A 13,349-nucleotide genomic window follows, 5' to 3' on the forward strand; every position below is an offset into this window, starting at 1 on the left:
GCCTAGCGCAGGGGCTGGTCCAGCGCGCGGAACCGCTCGTGCGCGGCCTGCCTGCTGACCCCGAGCGCGGATCCGACGTCGGACCAGGACGCGCCGGTCGCGCGGGCCGCGGCTACCGCTCGCTCGGTAAGCGGGCGCTGCCAGGACTCGACCTCGGCCAGCAGCTTCAACGCCACCTCGGGGCGGGTCCTGATCAGTTCCTCGACCTGCTCACGCAGGATGTCGGACTTCACCAGCAGCCACGACGGCGGCTCCGCCTCCAGCGCGGCCAGCGCGTGCGTGCGCATCCAGTGCTCGACCGCCTCGTCGCGGGTGGGGAAGCCGCGGTCGGCGGTCCAGCCGCAGTCGCAGGCCGGGCGCAGGTCGGTGATGGTGGCGCGGTGGCCGTGGATCTCCAGGTCGTCCATGAGTGTCAAGGTACCTTGACGCCAGGGTGGGTCGCTCGGTCAGGTGAACCGAGGGGCCGCCGGGCATGGGCCGGACCCGCGTGGGCACGCGTAACCACGGCCTGTTCCACCCGGCAGGCGGGAGCTGAAAGGAAACCCCATGTTCCTCACCCGCGTTCTCACCGCCGCCGTGACCGGTCTGGCGCTGCTGACCGCTCCGGTCGCCGCGGCCGAGCAGAGCAGGCTGGTGGTGCTCGACCGCGTCGCCGAGCCGCGCGACCTACCCGACATGCGGGTCGCCTTCTGCCTGGAGGGGCCCGGTCCGGACGGGAAGAACACCGTGACCGCCGAGGCGCTGGAGCCGGACGACACCCCGAAAGGGACGCGGTGCGTGATCGCCGAGGTCCCCGACCAGCCCACCGGCCCGCCCGGCTTCGGGCAGGCGGGCCCTCTCCGGGTAGCCAGCGGCGGCGTCGAGAACCTCGGTCAGGTCGACCCGAACGCGGTTAGCAACCCGGCGCAGCTGACCGCCATCCCCATCGGCGTCTGCCAGGAGAACCCCACCTCGCTCGCCATCGTCGTGCCGCTCCTCGCGCCCCGGCTCGACGCGACCTGCCCGACCGGGCCCGTCATCGGCTGAGCCGGTGTCCCGTAAACCGGCTCCGGGATTTCTCGGGGGCGGCTCGGGGACGCGCCCGATGCCGGGGCGCGCCCGCGCGGTGAGGCTGGCGGCATGGGAATCACCACACTCGTCGCGCTGGCGACCAGCGCGCTGCTCGTCACCGCCCCGTCCGCCGACTTACCGCCGCTCGACCCCGCGCTGATGCGGGCGTCGATCTCCGGCCTGCCCAACGCCGACGTGTCCGCCGCGATCGTGCAGGTGCGCGGCAGCGCGGGCGAGTGGGCGGGGACCGCCGGGGTCGCCAACCTCCACACCGCCAGTCCGGTGCCGCGCAACGGGCGGTTCCGCATCGGCAGCATCACCAAGACGTTCACCGCGACCGCGGTTCTCCAACTCGCCGCCGAGGGGCGGATCGACCTGGGCCGTGACGTGCAGGCCTACCTGCCTGACCTGCTGCCCGCCGAGTACCCGCCCATCACCATCCGCCAGTTGCTCAACTACACCGCTGGCCTGCCCGGCATCGACTTCGACCACAAGGACCCGGCCTGGTTCCTCGCGCACCGGTTCGACACCTGGACGCCGCGACAGCTGGTGGACCTCGCGGTGCGGGGCAAGCCCATGGTCTTCGCGCCCGGGACCAAGCAGTTCTACGGGAACGTCACCTACCACGTGCTGGGCATGGTGATCGAGCAGGTGACCGGCCGCCCCTACGGCGAGTCGATCCGCGACGGGATCATCCGGCCGCTGCGGCTGTCGGGCACCGTCGTGCCGGGCGCCGACACGCGTATCCACGGCCCGCACGCGCGCGCGTACGAGACGGTCACCGTCGACGGGCGGACCAGGCACATCGACATCACCTCGGCCAACCCGACGTTCCAGTGGGCCGCGGCCGAGATCGTCTCCACCGCGCCCGACCTGGACCGCTTCCTGGTCGCGCTGCTGTCGGGCGAGCTGTTGCCGCCCGCGCAGACCGCCGAGCTGTTCGCCATCCCGGACGTCGCGGCTCACGACGGCGACGACGACCCGGCCAACGACGTCCCCGCGCACTTCGGCGGCGGGCTCGGCCGGTTCACCGTGGCGGGGGTCGAGTTCTGGGGCAAGACCGGCGACCGGCCCGGCTTCGCCAGCGGAATGGGCGCCGTGCGCGACCTGTCCCGGCGGCTGGTGTACTCGGTCAACACCCTGCGCATGGGCGGGGACGAGCAGCCCGCGACGGCGCGGCGGATCATCGCGGCGGCGGCGGGCGTGGGGTGAGCGAGACAGGGCCTAGCATCGTCGGCGGGTGACTGTGCCCACATGCGCGCGCCGTGCGCCCGGCTACCAGTACGCTTGTACCGTTTACACGCGCGTGGCAGGAAAAGGCGAGAGGAGCACCGCGGCTCATGGCCAAGATCAAGGTCCAGGGAACGGTCGTCGAACTCGACGGCGACGAGATGACCCGCATCATCTGGCAGTTCATCAAGGACAAGCTGATCCACCCGTACCTGGACGTCACCCTGGAGTACTACGACCTCGGCATCGAGCACCGGGACGCCACCGACGACCAGGTGACCATCGACGCCGCCAACGCCATCAAGAAGCACGGCGTCGGGGTCAAGTGCGCCACCATCACCCCGGACGAGGCGCGCGTCGAGGAGTTCGGCCTCAAGAAGATGTGGATCTCGCCCAACGGCACGATCCGCAACATCCTCGGCGGCGTGGTCTTCCGCGAGCCGATCATCATCTCCAACATCCCGCGACTGGTCCCCGGCTGGACCAAGCCGATCATCATCGGCCGCCACGCCCACGGCGACCAGTACAAGTCGACCAACTTCAAGGTGCCCGGCCCGGGCAAGGTGACCATCACCTTCACCCCGACCGACGGCGCCGAGCCCATCGAGCACACCGTGGTCGAAATGCCCGAGGACGGCGGCGTCGTCATGGGCATGTACAACTTCAACAAGTCCATCGAGGACTTCGCCCGGGCCTCGTTCTCCTACGGCCTGCAGCGCAACTACCCGGTCTACATGTCGACCAAGAACACCATCCTCAAGGCCTACGACGGCGCGTTCAAGGACATCTTCCAGCGCGTCTTCGAGGAAGAGTTCAAGGCCGAGTTCGACGCCAAGGGCCTCACCTACGAGCACCGCCTCATTGACGACATGGTCGCCGCGGCCATGAAGTGGGAGGGCGGCTACGTCTGGGCCTGCAAGAACTACGACGGCGACGTCCAGTCCGACACCGTCGCGCAGGGCTTCGGCTCGCTGGGCCTGATGACGTCGGTGCTGATGACCCCAGACGGCAAGACCGTCGAGGCCGAGGCCGCGCACGGCACCGTCACCCGGCACTACCGCCAGCACCAGGCTGGCAAGCCGACCTCCACCAACCCGATCGCCTCGATCTTCGCCTGGACCCGCGGCCTCATGCACCGCGGCAAGCTCGACAACACCCCCGAGGTGATCGAGTTCGCTGAGAAGCTGGAGCAGGTCGTCGTGGAGACCGTCGAGAGCGGCCGGATGACCAAGGACCTGGCCCTGCTCGTCGGCCCGGACCAGGAATGGCAGACCACCGAGGAGTTCCTGAACACCCTCGACGAGAACCTGCAGAAGAAGATGGCGGGCTGAGACCTCCGCTGACCAGGGCCTCCGGCGCACGTGCCGGAGGCCCTGTCTCGTCACCGAGCGTACGGGCGTTGGCTCCAGTGGGTGGTTCCTTGATCTGACCCTGGCGCGTACGCACTAAAGTCGGGAATCGTTGTCACGACGGTGTTCGTGCTTGAGGGAGCGTGCCTGGTGTTGGTGCCGAAGCGAACGATGCTCGTGGGCGCGGCCCTGGTGGGCTTGGTCGTCGTCTACTCGATGGGAGTCGAGCCGCCCGGACGCGACGGCTCGGCACCCGCCAGCAGCGAGTCCAAGTGCCGGGTCGAGGTGACCGCCGACGTGCTCAACGTCCGGGCAGCGCCGGATGGCAAGGCTGACGTGGTGGGCAAGTTCAAGCAGGGGGCCGAGGCTGACGCTGAGGTGATCGTGCAGAACGGGTTTCGGATGCTTGGGGAGAACCGGTGGGCTGCTGCTGAGTTCTTGAAGCCGTTGCCTGGGCGGGCTTGCGGGTAGCTGCTTGGCTTGGGGCTGTTCGCTCGATGGGGCCCGGACTTCGTGGGGGTTGCTCGATGGGGTGGAGTGGTTTCTTCGGGGCCCCTACGAAGGAAGATCGCCGTGTGAAAGACGGGTGGGATGCCTTCGGCCTCACACGTGCGGAGCCAGCTTAGCGATCTTCCTTCTCCCCCGAAGAAACCACTCCACCCCATCGAGCACCTGGCAGCGCTGGTGCTGCCCGGCAGGAACGTGGGTTCCGGTGGTAGGAGGGTGGGTTCGCTGTCCCCTTGTGGGGTGAGGTGAGGGGCGGCTCTAGGGTTGGGTTGTGCTGACCATTTCCACTGTGAATGTCAATGGGTTGCGTGCCGCCGCTAAGAAGGGCTTTGTCGAGTGGTTGGCGGCCACTGATGCGGACATCGTGTGTTTGCAGGAGGTTCGTGCCGCTGCTGATGATCTGCCTGTGGAGTTGGCCGCGCCTGCTGGGTGGCACACGGTCCATGCCGATTCTCGGGTGCTCAAGGGGCGTAGTGGGGTGGCGATCTACTCCCGGGCTCAGCCGTCCGCTACGCGGGTGGGGTATGGGGTTACGGAGTTTGAGGCCAGTGGGCGTTATGTCGAGGCGTGGTATCCGGGGGTGGTCGTCGGCAGTTTGTACTTGCCCAGTGGGGAGGTTGGGACGTTGCGGCAGGAGCAGAAGGAGCGGTTCATGGCGACCTTCCTGCCCTACCTGGTCGAACTGCGGGACAAGGCGGCGGCTAGTGGGTGTGAGGTCGTGGTCTGTGGGGACTGGAATATCGCGCACCAGGAGATTGACCTGAAGGCGTGGAAGGCCAACCGGAAGAACTCCGGGTTTACCCCGGGGGAGCGGGCGTGGATGGGGCGCGTCTTCGATGAGGCTGGGTACCGGGACGTCTTGCGGGTGTTGCATCCGGAAGGGCCTGGGCCGTACACGTGGTGGTCTTATCGCGGCAAGGCGTATGACAACGACAGTGGGTGGCGGATCGACTACCAGGTTGCCACTCCGGGGTTGGCGACTCGCGCGGTCAAGGCTGTGGTGGAACGGGCTGACAGCTACGACGACCGTTGGTCGGATCACGCGCCGTTCACCGCGACGTACGACTGGCCTGCGAGTGGGGGCCAAGGGGCTTCCTGAGATCGCCTGCCCGTGATCAAGCGGTGTGTGCTTGATCGACTACCCCGCGACATTGGCCACCCGGCAGGGGGATACGCTCGGGGACGAGCTAGCCGATCGTGCGGTTCTGGGTGTGGATTGTTGACACGCTCGGTAGCTTTTTCAGGGTCCACGTCGGCGTGCTTAGTCCGGTTGAGGGACGGTGCTACGGGTGTCAGGCGGTGTCAGTTCGTGAAAGCGCAGGCGGTGCGTGACCTGGGGGGTCGCGTGGGGGTGCCGGTGAGTGTCTCGATGGCTCTGCTGGTGGGCTTGTCGGAGTCGGCAGCGGCGGTGTCGTCGGCGTCGGCGGAGAGCACCGCGCAGTTTCCCTTTGGCGGGCCGCTGGGGATCGGGGCGGTCATCGTGGGTGTGGGCGGGCTGGTGCTGGGGCTGGTGCGCCGCCGTCGGATCGCCGCGGCCGCTGCCGCCGCTGAAAAACTTGACGAGCCGGTTGTGGTGTCGTTGCCGCTGACCGTCCCCGTGCGCGGGGAAGGCCACCTCCACTACGCGGGGCGTGGCGAAGGTGGCCTTCAGGAAACCCGTTCCTAGCTGACCGCGTCTAGGGCGTCGACTAGGCCCGCACCGTAGAAGCCGCGGCCGGTGATGCCGCCCTCGCAGGTCGCCGCCCACACGCCGGTGCCGTCGGGGTCGTAGACGCCGGGTGGGCAGGGGAGGCGGTCGGCGTCCCGCTGCAATTCGGAGATCACCCGCGCCGCCGACCAGTCCGGGTGGGTCGAGCGGATCAGGGCCACCACGCCCGCCGCGTGCGGGGAAGCCATTGACGTGCCCTGCTTGTAGCCCCAGGCGCCGTTGACGATCGTGGACAGGACCCGGCCGTTGCGGTCGGGGGTGTTCGGGATCTGCATGCGGTCGCCGCCGGGGGCGGCCACCTCGGTCTCGGTGACGCCGTAGTTGGAGAAGTACGACTTGAGGTTGCGCGCCCCGGTTGAAGACACGCCGACCACGCCGCGGACCTCGGCGGGCAGTTTGACGCACTCGTTGCCGGTCTCGCGGGTCACCGGGGTGCCGTTGTTCGGGCTGCCCTCATCGATGATGTCGTGCGAGAGGTCCCAGTTGCTGTTGCCCAGCGCGGCGACGTTGACCACGCCGCGGTTGGCCGAGTAGTCGATCGCGCGGGTGACCGCGGTCGCCACGGCGCGCTGGTCCGGGTCGGTCTTGCACCACAGGTACCACGGGTCCACGAAGTAGGAGTTGTTCGTGATCTTGATGCCGTGCTCGGCGGCCCAGATGAACCCGCAGATCGCGTACTCGGGGTAGATGAACCCGTCGTCGTCCACGACCTTGACCGAGGCGACCTTCACCTTCGGGGCGACGCCGACGATCCCGACGCCGTTCTTCGCCGCGGCGATGATGCCCGCGACGTGCGTGCCGTGGTCGCTGGTGGTGGGCGCCCACGCGGCGGGCGAGGTGTCCGGGACACCCCGGTTCACGCAGCCGACCGAGCGGGCCGCGTCGACGTTCGGGGCCAGGTCGGGGTGGGTCGCCTCGATGCCGGAGTCGAGCACGCCGACGACCAGGTTCGGGCTGCCGCCGGAGACGGCGTGCGCCCGGTCGGCCTTGATCGCCGCCAGGTTCCACTGGTTGACGCTGAGCGGGTCGCCCCCGGCGATCTGCTGCTGCGGGGCGTCGGCCGCGATCACGGCCTCGGTGGCCTCGATGTCCTGGTCTTGGGCGGCGGCCGACAGTGTGAGGGCGGGGTCGGCCAGCTCGGCGAGGTTCCGGGTCGCGCCAGCGCTCTGCACACCCGGCTTGCCGCGGACGACGGCCGCGAAGTCGGGATTGGCCGACTCGGCGACCACGACGCCGATCTGCGGCCAACTCTGCACCACCGCCCCGCCCGAGGCGCGCACCGCCTGGTCGAGCTTGCTCACGTCGCCGATCGGCGGGCCGAGGACGACGAAGTGCGCCGCACCGGCCTCGGGCTCCGCGACGGCCGGATGGCCGGTCGCCGCGGCGAGCCCCGCCGCTGTCGCGATCGCCGCCGCGACGCTGCACAGGCGGAGTCGGGATCGTCTCTGCACGGAAAACCTCCAGATGTGACTGAGTCACCGGATCGCGTGCCGGTCAGGCGTCTGGGGCGATCTGGTGCGCAGAACCTGTCATTCGCGGACTTCACTCGGCAATCCGCCGGATGGGGCAGCGGCTTGCCTGGCTCACCCGACCAGGGCCCGGTCCGGGCCGACTGGGACAATCGACGCGTGTCGACCGAGCCAGCCAGCACCCCGCCGGAGCGCAAGCCGCGCGTCCTGTCCGGCATCCAGCCCACCGCCGACTCGTTCCACCTCGGCAACTACCTCGGCGCCGTGCGGCAGTGGGTCGCGCTGCAGGAGACCCACGACGCGTTCTACTTCCTCGCGGACCTGCACGCGATCACCGTCGAGCACGACCCGAAGCTGCTGCGCAAGCGCACCCGGGCCTCGGCGGCGCAGCTGCTCGCGCTTGGCCTCGACCCGGAGCGGGCCACGCTGTTCGCCCAGAGCCAGGTGCACGAGCACGCGGAGCTGGGCTGGGTGATGCAGTGCCTCACCGGCTTCGGCGAGGCCAGCAGGATGACGCAGTTCAAGGACAAGTCGGCCAAGCAGGCCATGGTTTCCGTCGGCCTGTTCACCTACCCGGTCTTGCAGGCGGCGGACATCTTGCTCTACCGACCGCAGTATGTGCCGGTAGGAGAAGACCAGCGCCAGCATCTTGAACTGACCCGCGACCTCGCGCAGCGGTTCAACACCCGGTTCGGCAAGACGTTCCTGCCGCCGGAGCCGTTCATCCTCAAGGACACCGCCAAGATCTACGATCTGCAGGACCCGTCGGCGAAGATGAGCAAGTCGGCGTCGAGTCCGGGCGGGATCGTCGAGCTGCTGGACGACCCGAAGGTGTCGGCCAAGAAGATCCGCTCCGCGGTGACCGACGCGGGCCGCGAGGTCGTGTTCGACCCGGAGAACAAGCCGGGGGTGAGCAACCTGCTCGGCATCTACTCCGCGTTGACCGACCGCGGCGTCGCGGACCTGCAGAACGCCTACGACGGCAAGGGATACGGCGACCTCAAGAAGGATCTCGCCGAGGTCGTCGCCGAGTTCGTCACGCCGGTGCGCGCGCAGGTCAAGTCCTTTTTGGACGATCCGGCCGAGCTGGACAAGATCCTGCGCCGCGGCGCGGAACGGGCGCGCGAGGTCGCCGCGGCCACCCTGTCCCGGGTCTACGACAAGGTCGGTTTCCTCCGCTGAGGTGGCGCTCTGCGCCGCCGGAACAGCCGTGACATCGCTATCCCTTCCACAGCGGAATGACTGGAGAAAACGGGCTGGAATCCCACGTTAACCCGGGTTTTCGGCAGCGGAAGCGTTGTCACTCGAAGGTGTCCGAAAAGCCGAAGTGGATTCGCGTTGCGGAGCGTCGCTTCGGCCTTTAGCTTTCACTCGTGACGGGGACCCCAAACGAGTCAAAAATAGCCCGACTACGCGCGCGCAGGCCGGGAATCGACCACCTGATCAGAGCCTACGAGGCGTTCACCGAGCGGTACGGCAACCACTTCGCCGCGTCGATCACCTACTTCAGCGTCCTGTCGCTGTTTCCGTTGCTGCTCATCGGATTCGCCGTCCTGGGCTTCGTCCTGGCGGGCCAGCCGGACACCCTGGAGTCCTTCCGGAAGAGCATCACCGAGTCCGCGCCGGGCAACCTGAGCGGCCTGCTCACCGACCTGGTGAACACCGCGATCGAGCAGCGCGGCGCCGTCGGCGTCATCGGCCTGCTCTCCGCCGCCTACACCGGCCTGGGCTGGATGAGCAACCTCCGCGACGCGCTGACCGCGCAGTGGGGCCAGAAACCGGTGCAGCAGTCGTTCCTGCGCGGCGCCGCGGTCGACCTGCTCGCCCTGTTCGGCCTCGGCTCGGCGATGGTCGTCTCCTTCGGCCTCAGCGCCGCGGGCAGCGGCCTGGCCGACCTGCTGCTGCGACTGGTCGGCCTCGACGGCTACGGCTGGGCCAAGGTCCTGCTGTTCCTCGTCGCGACCGCGCTGTCCCTCGGCGCGAACTGGCTGGTGTTCCTCTGGGTGATCTCCCGGCTGCCCCGCACTCGGGTCAGCGCCCGCAGCGCCATGCGCGGCGCGCTGGCCGCCGCGATCGGGTTCGAGATCCTCAAGGGCATCGGGACGATCTACCTCAACAGCGTCCTCGGCGGCCCGCTCGGCGCGCTGGTGGGGCCGATCGTGGGTCTGCTGGTGTTCGCGAACCTGGTGTCGCGGTTCCTGCTGTTCATCACCGCGTGGACGGCGACGGCCAAGGAGAACATCGTCGAAGAGCCCCCGCCCGCGCCGCCGCCCGCGGTGATCCGTCCGGTGGTGACCGTCTCGGGAACACCGCGGACCAGCGAGGCGATCGGGCTGGTCGGCGTCGGGGCCGTCCTGGCGTGGGCGCTGCGGCCCCGACGCAAACCCTGAGCGCTCAGCCCGCCATCCGGGCCGCGCGGGCGGCCTTGGCGCGCTTGCGGCGAATCCACAGGGCGAACGAGATCAGGACCGCGACGCCCGCCAGGACCACCAGCGGCGCGCCGTAGGTGCCGAACGCCGAACGCTGCGCGTCGGCCACCTGATGCTCGCCCGACTGCTGGTCTTCCGAAGCCGCCGCGCTGCCCAAAGCGGTGTCCTGCTGCTTGGGCTGCGCCTCCGGCGCGTGGTCGACCAGCTTGCCGACCGGCTTGGCGCGCTCGTCGGCCAGCGCGAAACCGTAGTCGAGCAGCTTGCCCGCCTGCTCGGCCAACGGGGCCGGGTTCGACTCGCCGCGCAGCAGGACCACCGAGATCCGCCGCTGGCCCTTCTTCGCCGCGCCCAGGTAGGTGTGGCGGGCGTCGTCGGTGAAACCGGTCTTGCCGCCGAGGAAGCCCGGGTAGCGGCCGAGCAGGCGGTTGTCGTTGGTGACCTTGTAGCCGGGCCTGCTGCCGTAGCCGGGGAAGTCGATCGACCGGGTCGAGATGGCCTCGGCGAACTCCTTGTGCTTCATCGCCGCGCGGAAGATCAGGCTCAGGTCGTAGGCCGACGTGCTCATGCCCGGCCCGTCCAGGCCCGACGGGGTGGCCGCGCGGGTGTCGAGCGCGCCCAGCTCCTTGGCCAGGGTGTTCATCTTCTCCAGCGCCGAAGGCAGCCCGCCGAGCTGCCGGGCCAGCGCGTGCGCCGCGTCGTTGCCCGACCGCATGACCAGCGCGAACAGCAGCTGGCGGACCGTGTAGCTGCCGCCAGGGCCGACACCGACCTTGGTGCCCTCCTGGTTGGCGTCCTCCTGGGTGCCCTCGACCACCTCGTCCAGGCGCAACTCGCGCACCACGACAATCGCCAGCAGGGTCTTGATCAGCGACGCGGGCCGCTCCCGGGCGTGCGGGTCCTTCGCGGCCAGCACGTCACCGGAGTCGATGTCGGCGATCACCCAGGACGCCGACGTCACGTCCCCGGGCATGACCGCGTCCGCCCCAGCGGGCTGGACCAGGCCGCACTCGCCCATCCGGGTCCCGCCGACCGGCTCGTCGGGCACCGGGAGCGGCTGCGGGCTGACCTCACCCGGCTTCGGCTCCTCGGAGGTGTCCACCGGCGGCGGCGGACGGTCGTGGTTCTGGCACTGGGCACTGTTCTGCCCCTCGGTCGGCTGGGCCTTCACAGGCCCCCCCGGGGCTGCCTTGGCGCCAGGCGTCGCGAGCAGAGCCGCGACGATCAGGGCGCACAGCGACACGAAAAGAGCGGGCACGGACCTGCGGGCTGCGAAGCGCACCCCAGCAGATTAAGGCCTGTCACGATCCGGCCACGATCCGCCCTGTCACCCACACGTGGCAATGTCGCGTCCGCGCTGGATACTGCCCGTGTGACGCTCACCCGCCGCGCCTCGCTTTTCCTGCTCGCCTTCGGCATCTGGTCGTGGGTGATCTGGCCGACCTTCCTCAGAAATATCTGGGCTGACCCCCGATCGTGGACCGACGGCGCCCCCACCGGGTTCTTCATCGTCCATGCCCTGCTGACCGCGGCGTCACTGCTGTTCGGCACCATCATCGGGGTCATCGGCTGGCGGGCCTGGATCGCTCGGAGAAGGAGCTGACGTGGAGTTCGTCCGACTGCTACTGGTCTTCCTGCACCTGCTGGGCATGGGCGCGCTGGTGGGCGCGTTCCTGCTGCAACAGCGAGACCGCGCCGTGGTGAACAAGGGCTGGCTGCACGGCGCGGGCCTGCAACTGCTCACCGGCATCGCCCTCATGGGCCTCGCCCCGCTCACCGACGCCGACTACAACCACATGAAGCTGGGGATCAAGCTCCTGGTCGCGGTCGCCATCGCAGGCCTGGCGTTCGCCTTCACGGCCAAGAAGACCGCCCCAACCTGGCTCAACCCCACCCTCGGAGGGCTGCTCGTGCTCAACATCGGCCTGGCGGTGTTCTGGACCTGATCGCGCTCGCGACCCGCCTGCGGCGAAGGGCTCCACTCTTCGCCGCAGGCATGAGTCGGCGGTCATGATCCTTCTTCGGGCACCCCTCCTTTGGGATGAAAACCGACGGGGTTCGACTCGCTGATCGCGGTTACTGATGGGTAATGTGGCCACATGCCTACCGGCCGGAAGTATGACGTCGTGCTGTTCGGGGCCACCGGGTTCACCGGGGAGCTGACCGCGGAGTACCTGGCGCGGCACGCGCCCGCGCGGATGCGGTGGGCGCTGGCGGGGCGGAACGCGCGGAAGCTGGCCGAGGTGCGGTTGCGGCTGGCCGCCATCGACCCGCTGCTGGCGGAGATGGACCTGCTTGTCGCCGACGTGGAGGACCCGGCGTCGCTCAAGGCGGTGGCGGAGGCGGCCCGGGTCGTGGTGACGACGGTCGGGCCGTACATCACCTACGGGGACGCGCTGGTGGCCGCGTGCGCGCAGGCGGGCACCGACTACGTGGACCTGACCGGTGAGCCGGAGTTCGTCGACCAGACTTACCTGCGCCACCACAAGACGGCGGTGGCCAGCGGGGCGCGGCTGGTGCACTGCTGCGGGTTCGACTCGATCCCGTACGACCTCGGCGTGTATTTCACGGTGAAGCACCTGCCCGAGGGGGCGCCGCTGAAGGTGGAGGGGTTCGTCAGCGCGTCCGCGACGTTCTCCGGGGGCACGTTCCACTCGGCGCTGACCATCTTCTCCCGGCTGCGCTCCGGCGCCCAGGTCGCCAAGGAGCGGCGCCGGGTCGAGGGCAAACCCCAGGGCCGGAAAGTGCGCGGGCTGGCGGGCAAGCCCCGGCACGACAAGAAGGTAAGCGCTTGGGCGCTGCCCGCCGCGACGATCGACCCCCAGATCGTGCTGCGCTCGGCCAGGGCGCTGCCGAGGTACGGACCGGAGTTCAGCTACGGGCACTACCTCGCGGTCAAGCGGCTCCCGGTGGCGGTCGGCCTCGTCGGCGGGGTGGCCGCCCTGCTGGCCCTGGCCCAGGTGCCACCCGCCCGAAACTGGCTGCTGAACCGGAAAAAGCCGGGCGACGGCCCATCGGCGGCGCGGCGGGAGAAGTCCTGGTTCAAGGTGGTGTTCCTCGGCGAGGGCGGCGGCAAGCGGGTCGTGACCGAAGTATCTGGCGGCGATCCCGGGTACGGCGAGACCTCCAAGATGCTCGGCGAAGCCGCCATGTGCCTCGCCTTCGACAACCTGCCGCCCACTTCGGGGCAGGTGACCACAGCCGTAGCTATGGGCGATGCGCTGACCGAACGTTTGATAGCGGCGGGCATCAAGTTCAGCGTCCGCGAGGGCTGACGCAGGCACCTTCATGATCGCAAGTTATCCACAGGCGCGGCGGTCGATCTTCCCTTAGCTGACCTGCGGCGATAGACTGGAGCGGGGCGGCCCCCCGGGGAGGGTGGGGTTTGCCGTCGCTCGGGTTGGGGTTTTCTCTGGGGTGAGCGGGGTCCGTGGGTGGCTGGCTCTCGTGGGTTTGCCGGTGAGGTTTTTGGTTCTCGGGGTGGCTGGCTCGTGTGGGGTTGCTCGATGGGGTGAAGTGGTTTCTTTGGGGCCCCTACGAAGGAAGATCCCGTCGTGGGAAAGACGGGTGGGGAGCCTTCGGCCCCACGACCACGGCGAGTTTAGGGATC

General features: G+C 69.2%; 14 protein-coding genes. 11 read left to right on the forward strand and 3 right to left on the reverse strand.

What is annotated here, in order from left to right; all coding sequences use genetic code 11:
• Nucleotides 1-2: 2 nt before the first annotated feature.
• A complete protein-coding gene (locus tag ACZ6SD_RS14505; RefSeq protein ID WP_465317415.1) occupies nucleotides 3-407 on the reverse strand; it encodes a hypothetical protein in 405 nt (134 codons plus the stop codon).
• 139 nt (nucleotides 408-546) lie between these two features.
• Between ACZ6SD_RS14505 and ACZ6SD_RS14510 the strand changes: the two genes are divergently transcribed.
• The 6 genes from ACZ6SD_RS14510 (at nucleotide 547) to ACZ6SD_RS14535 (ending at nucleotide 5,802) form a co-directional block, all read left to right on the forward strand.
• Complete coding sequence (locus tag ACZ6SD_RS14510; RefSeq protein ID WP_465317416.1) at nucleotides 547-1,026, forward strand: hypothetical protein; 480 nt, start codon at nucleotides 547-549, stop codon at nucleotides 1,024-1,026.
• A gap of 93 nt (nucleotides 1,027-1,119) precedes the next feature.
• Nucleotides 1,120-2,262, forward strand: a complete 1,143-nt coding sequence (locus tag ACZ6SD_RS14515; protein ID WP_465317417.1) for a serine hydrolase domain-containing protein — start codon at nucleotides 1,120-1,122, stop codon at nucleotides 2,260-2,262.
• Between the two features lie 128 nt (nucleotides 2,263-2,390).
• On the forward strand, nucleotides 2,391-3,611 hold the full coding sequence (locus tag ACZ6SD_RS14520) for an NADP-dependent isocitrate dehydrogenase (RefSeq protein WP_465317418.1): 1,221 nt from the start codon (nucleotides 2,391-2,393) through the stop codon (nucleotides 3,609-3,611).
• 174 nt (nucleotides 3,612-3,785) lie between these two features.
• A complete protein-coding gene (locus ACZ6SD_RS14525; protein ID WP_465317419.1) occupies nucleotides 3,786-4,100 on the forward strand; it encodes an SH3 domain-containing protein in 315 nt (104 codons plus the stop codon).
• A gap of 307 nt (nucleotides 4,101-4,407) precedes the next feature.
• Nucleotides 4,408-5,235: an exodeoxyribonuclease III gene (locus ACZ6SD_RS14530; RefSeq protein WP_465317420.1), complete on the forward strand. Its 828-nt coding sequence runs from the start codon at nucleotides 4,408-4,410 to the stop codon at nucleotides 5,233-5,235.
• A 270-nt stretch (nucleotides 5,236-5,505) separates the two neighbouring features.
• Nucleotides 5,506-5,802 (forward strand): hypothetical protein, encoded by a 297-nt coding sequence (locus ACZ6SD_RS14535; RefSeq protein ID WP_465317421.1) that lies wholly within the window; start codon nucleotides 5,506-5,508, stop codon nucleotides 5,800-5,802.
• On the opposite strand, the gene ACZ6SD_RS14540 is transcribed toward ACZ6SD_RS14535, so the two are convergent.
• A complete protein-coding gene (locus ACZ6SD_RS14540) occupies nucleotides 5,799-7,295 on the reverse strand; it encodes a S8 family peptidase (RefSeq protein WP_465317422.1) in 1,497 nt (498 codons plus the stop codon). The genes ACZ6SD_RS14535 and ACZ6SD_RS14540 overlap by 4 nt on opposite strands.
• Nucleotides 7,296-7,472: 177 nt before the next feature.
• Here ACZ6SD_RS14540 and trpS point away from each other — a divergent pair, with 177 nt between their 5' ends.
• On the forward strand, nucleotides 7,473-8,495 hold the full coding sequence (gene trpS, locus ACZ6SD_RS14545; RefSeq protein WP_465317423.1) for a tryptophan--tRNA ligase: 1,023 nt from the start codon (nucleotides 7,473-7,475) through the stop codon (nucleotides 8,493-8,495).
• 191 nt (nucleotides 8,496-8,686) lie between these two features.
• The gene (gene yhjD, locus ACZ6SD_RS14550; RefSeq protein WP_465317424.1) at nucleotides 8,687-9,703 is read left to right on the forward strand and encodes an inner membrane protein YhjD; all 1,017 of its coding nucleotides are present in this window, start codon (nucleotides 8,687-8,689) and stop codon (nucleotides 9,701-9,703) included.
• A gap of 4 nt (nucleotides 9,704-9,707) precedes the next feature.
• Here the strand turns inward: yhjD and ACZ6SD_RS14555 are convergent, their stop codons facing one another.
• Nucleotides 9,708-11,021, reverse strand: coding sequence for a D-alanyl-D-alanine carboxypeptidase family protein (locus tag ACZ6SD_RS14555; RefSeq protein WP_465317425.1), 1,314 nt, complete (start codon nucleotides 11,019-11,021; stop codon nucleotides 9,708-9,710).
• A gap of 90 nt (nucleotides 11,022-11,111) precedes the next feature.
• Between ACZ6SD_RS14555 and ACZ6SD_RS14560 the strand changes: the two genes are divergently transcribed.
• The 3 genes from ACZ6SD_RS14560 to ACZ6SD_RS14570 all read left to right on the forward strand — a co-directional run bounded on the left by ACZ6SD_RS14560 (nucleotide 11,112) and on the right by ACZ6SD_RS14570 (nucleotide 13,014).
• Nucleotides 11,112-11,342 (forward strand): SCO4848 family membrane protein, encoded by a 231-nt coding sequence (locus ACZ6SD_RS14560; protein WP_465317426.1) that lies wholly within the window; start codon nucleotides 11,112-11,114, stop codon nucleotides 11,340-11,342.
• Between the two features lies 1 nt (nucleotide 11,343).
• Nucleotides 11,344-11,685 (forward strand): hypothetical protein, encoded by a 342-nt coding sequence (locus ACZ6SD_RS14565; RefSeq protein WP_465317427.1) that lies wholly within the window; start codon nucleotides 11,344-11,346, stop codon nucleotides 11,683-11,685.
• Nucleotides 11,686-11,838: 153 nt separating this feature from the next.
• Nucleotides 11,839-13,014, forward strand: coding sequence for a saccharopine dehydrogenase family protein (locus ACZ6SD_RS14570; RefSeq protein ID WP_465317428.1), 1,176 nt, complete (start codon nucleotides 11,839-11,841; stop codon nucleotides 13,012-13,014).
• Nucleotides 13,015-13,349: the final 335 nt, after the last annotated feature.

This window comes from Actinokineospora sp. NPDC051303, assembly GCF_055586285.1.

Bases quoted from the DNA above. Each gene is read 5' to 3' on its own strand.
- ACZ6SD_RS14505 (WP_465317415.1), bottom strand. From the start codon at position 407: ATGGACGACCTGGAGATCCACGGCCACCGCGCCACCATCACCGACCTG.
- ACZ6SD_RS14510 (WP_465317416.1), top strand. From the start codon at position 547: ATGTTCCTCACCCGCGTTCTCACCGCCGCCGTGACCGGTCTGGCGCTG.
- ACZ6SD_RS14515 (WP_465317417.1), top strand. From the start codon at position 1,120: ATGGGAATCACCACACTCGTCGCGCTGGCGACCAGCGCGCTGCTCGTC.
- ACZ6SD_RS14520 (WP_465317418.1), top strand. From the start codon at position 2,391: ATGGCCAAGATCAAGGTCCAGGGAACGGTCGTCGAACTCGACGGCGAC.
- ACZ6SD_RS14535 (WP_465317421.1), top strand. From the start codon at position 5,506: ATGGCTCTGCTGGTGGGCTTGTCGGAGTCGGCAGCGGCGGTGTCGTCG.
- ACZ6SD_RS14570 (WP_465317428.1), top strand. From the start codon at position 11,839: ATGCCTACCGGCCGGAAGTATGACGTCGTGCTGTTCGGGGCCACCGGG.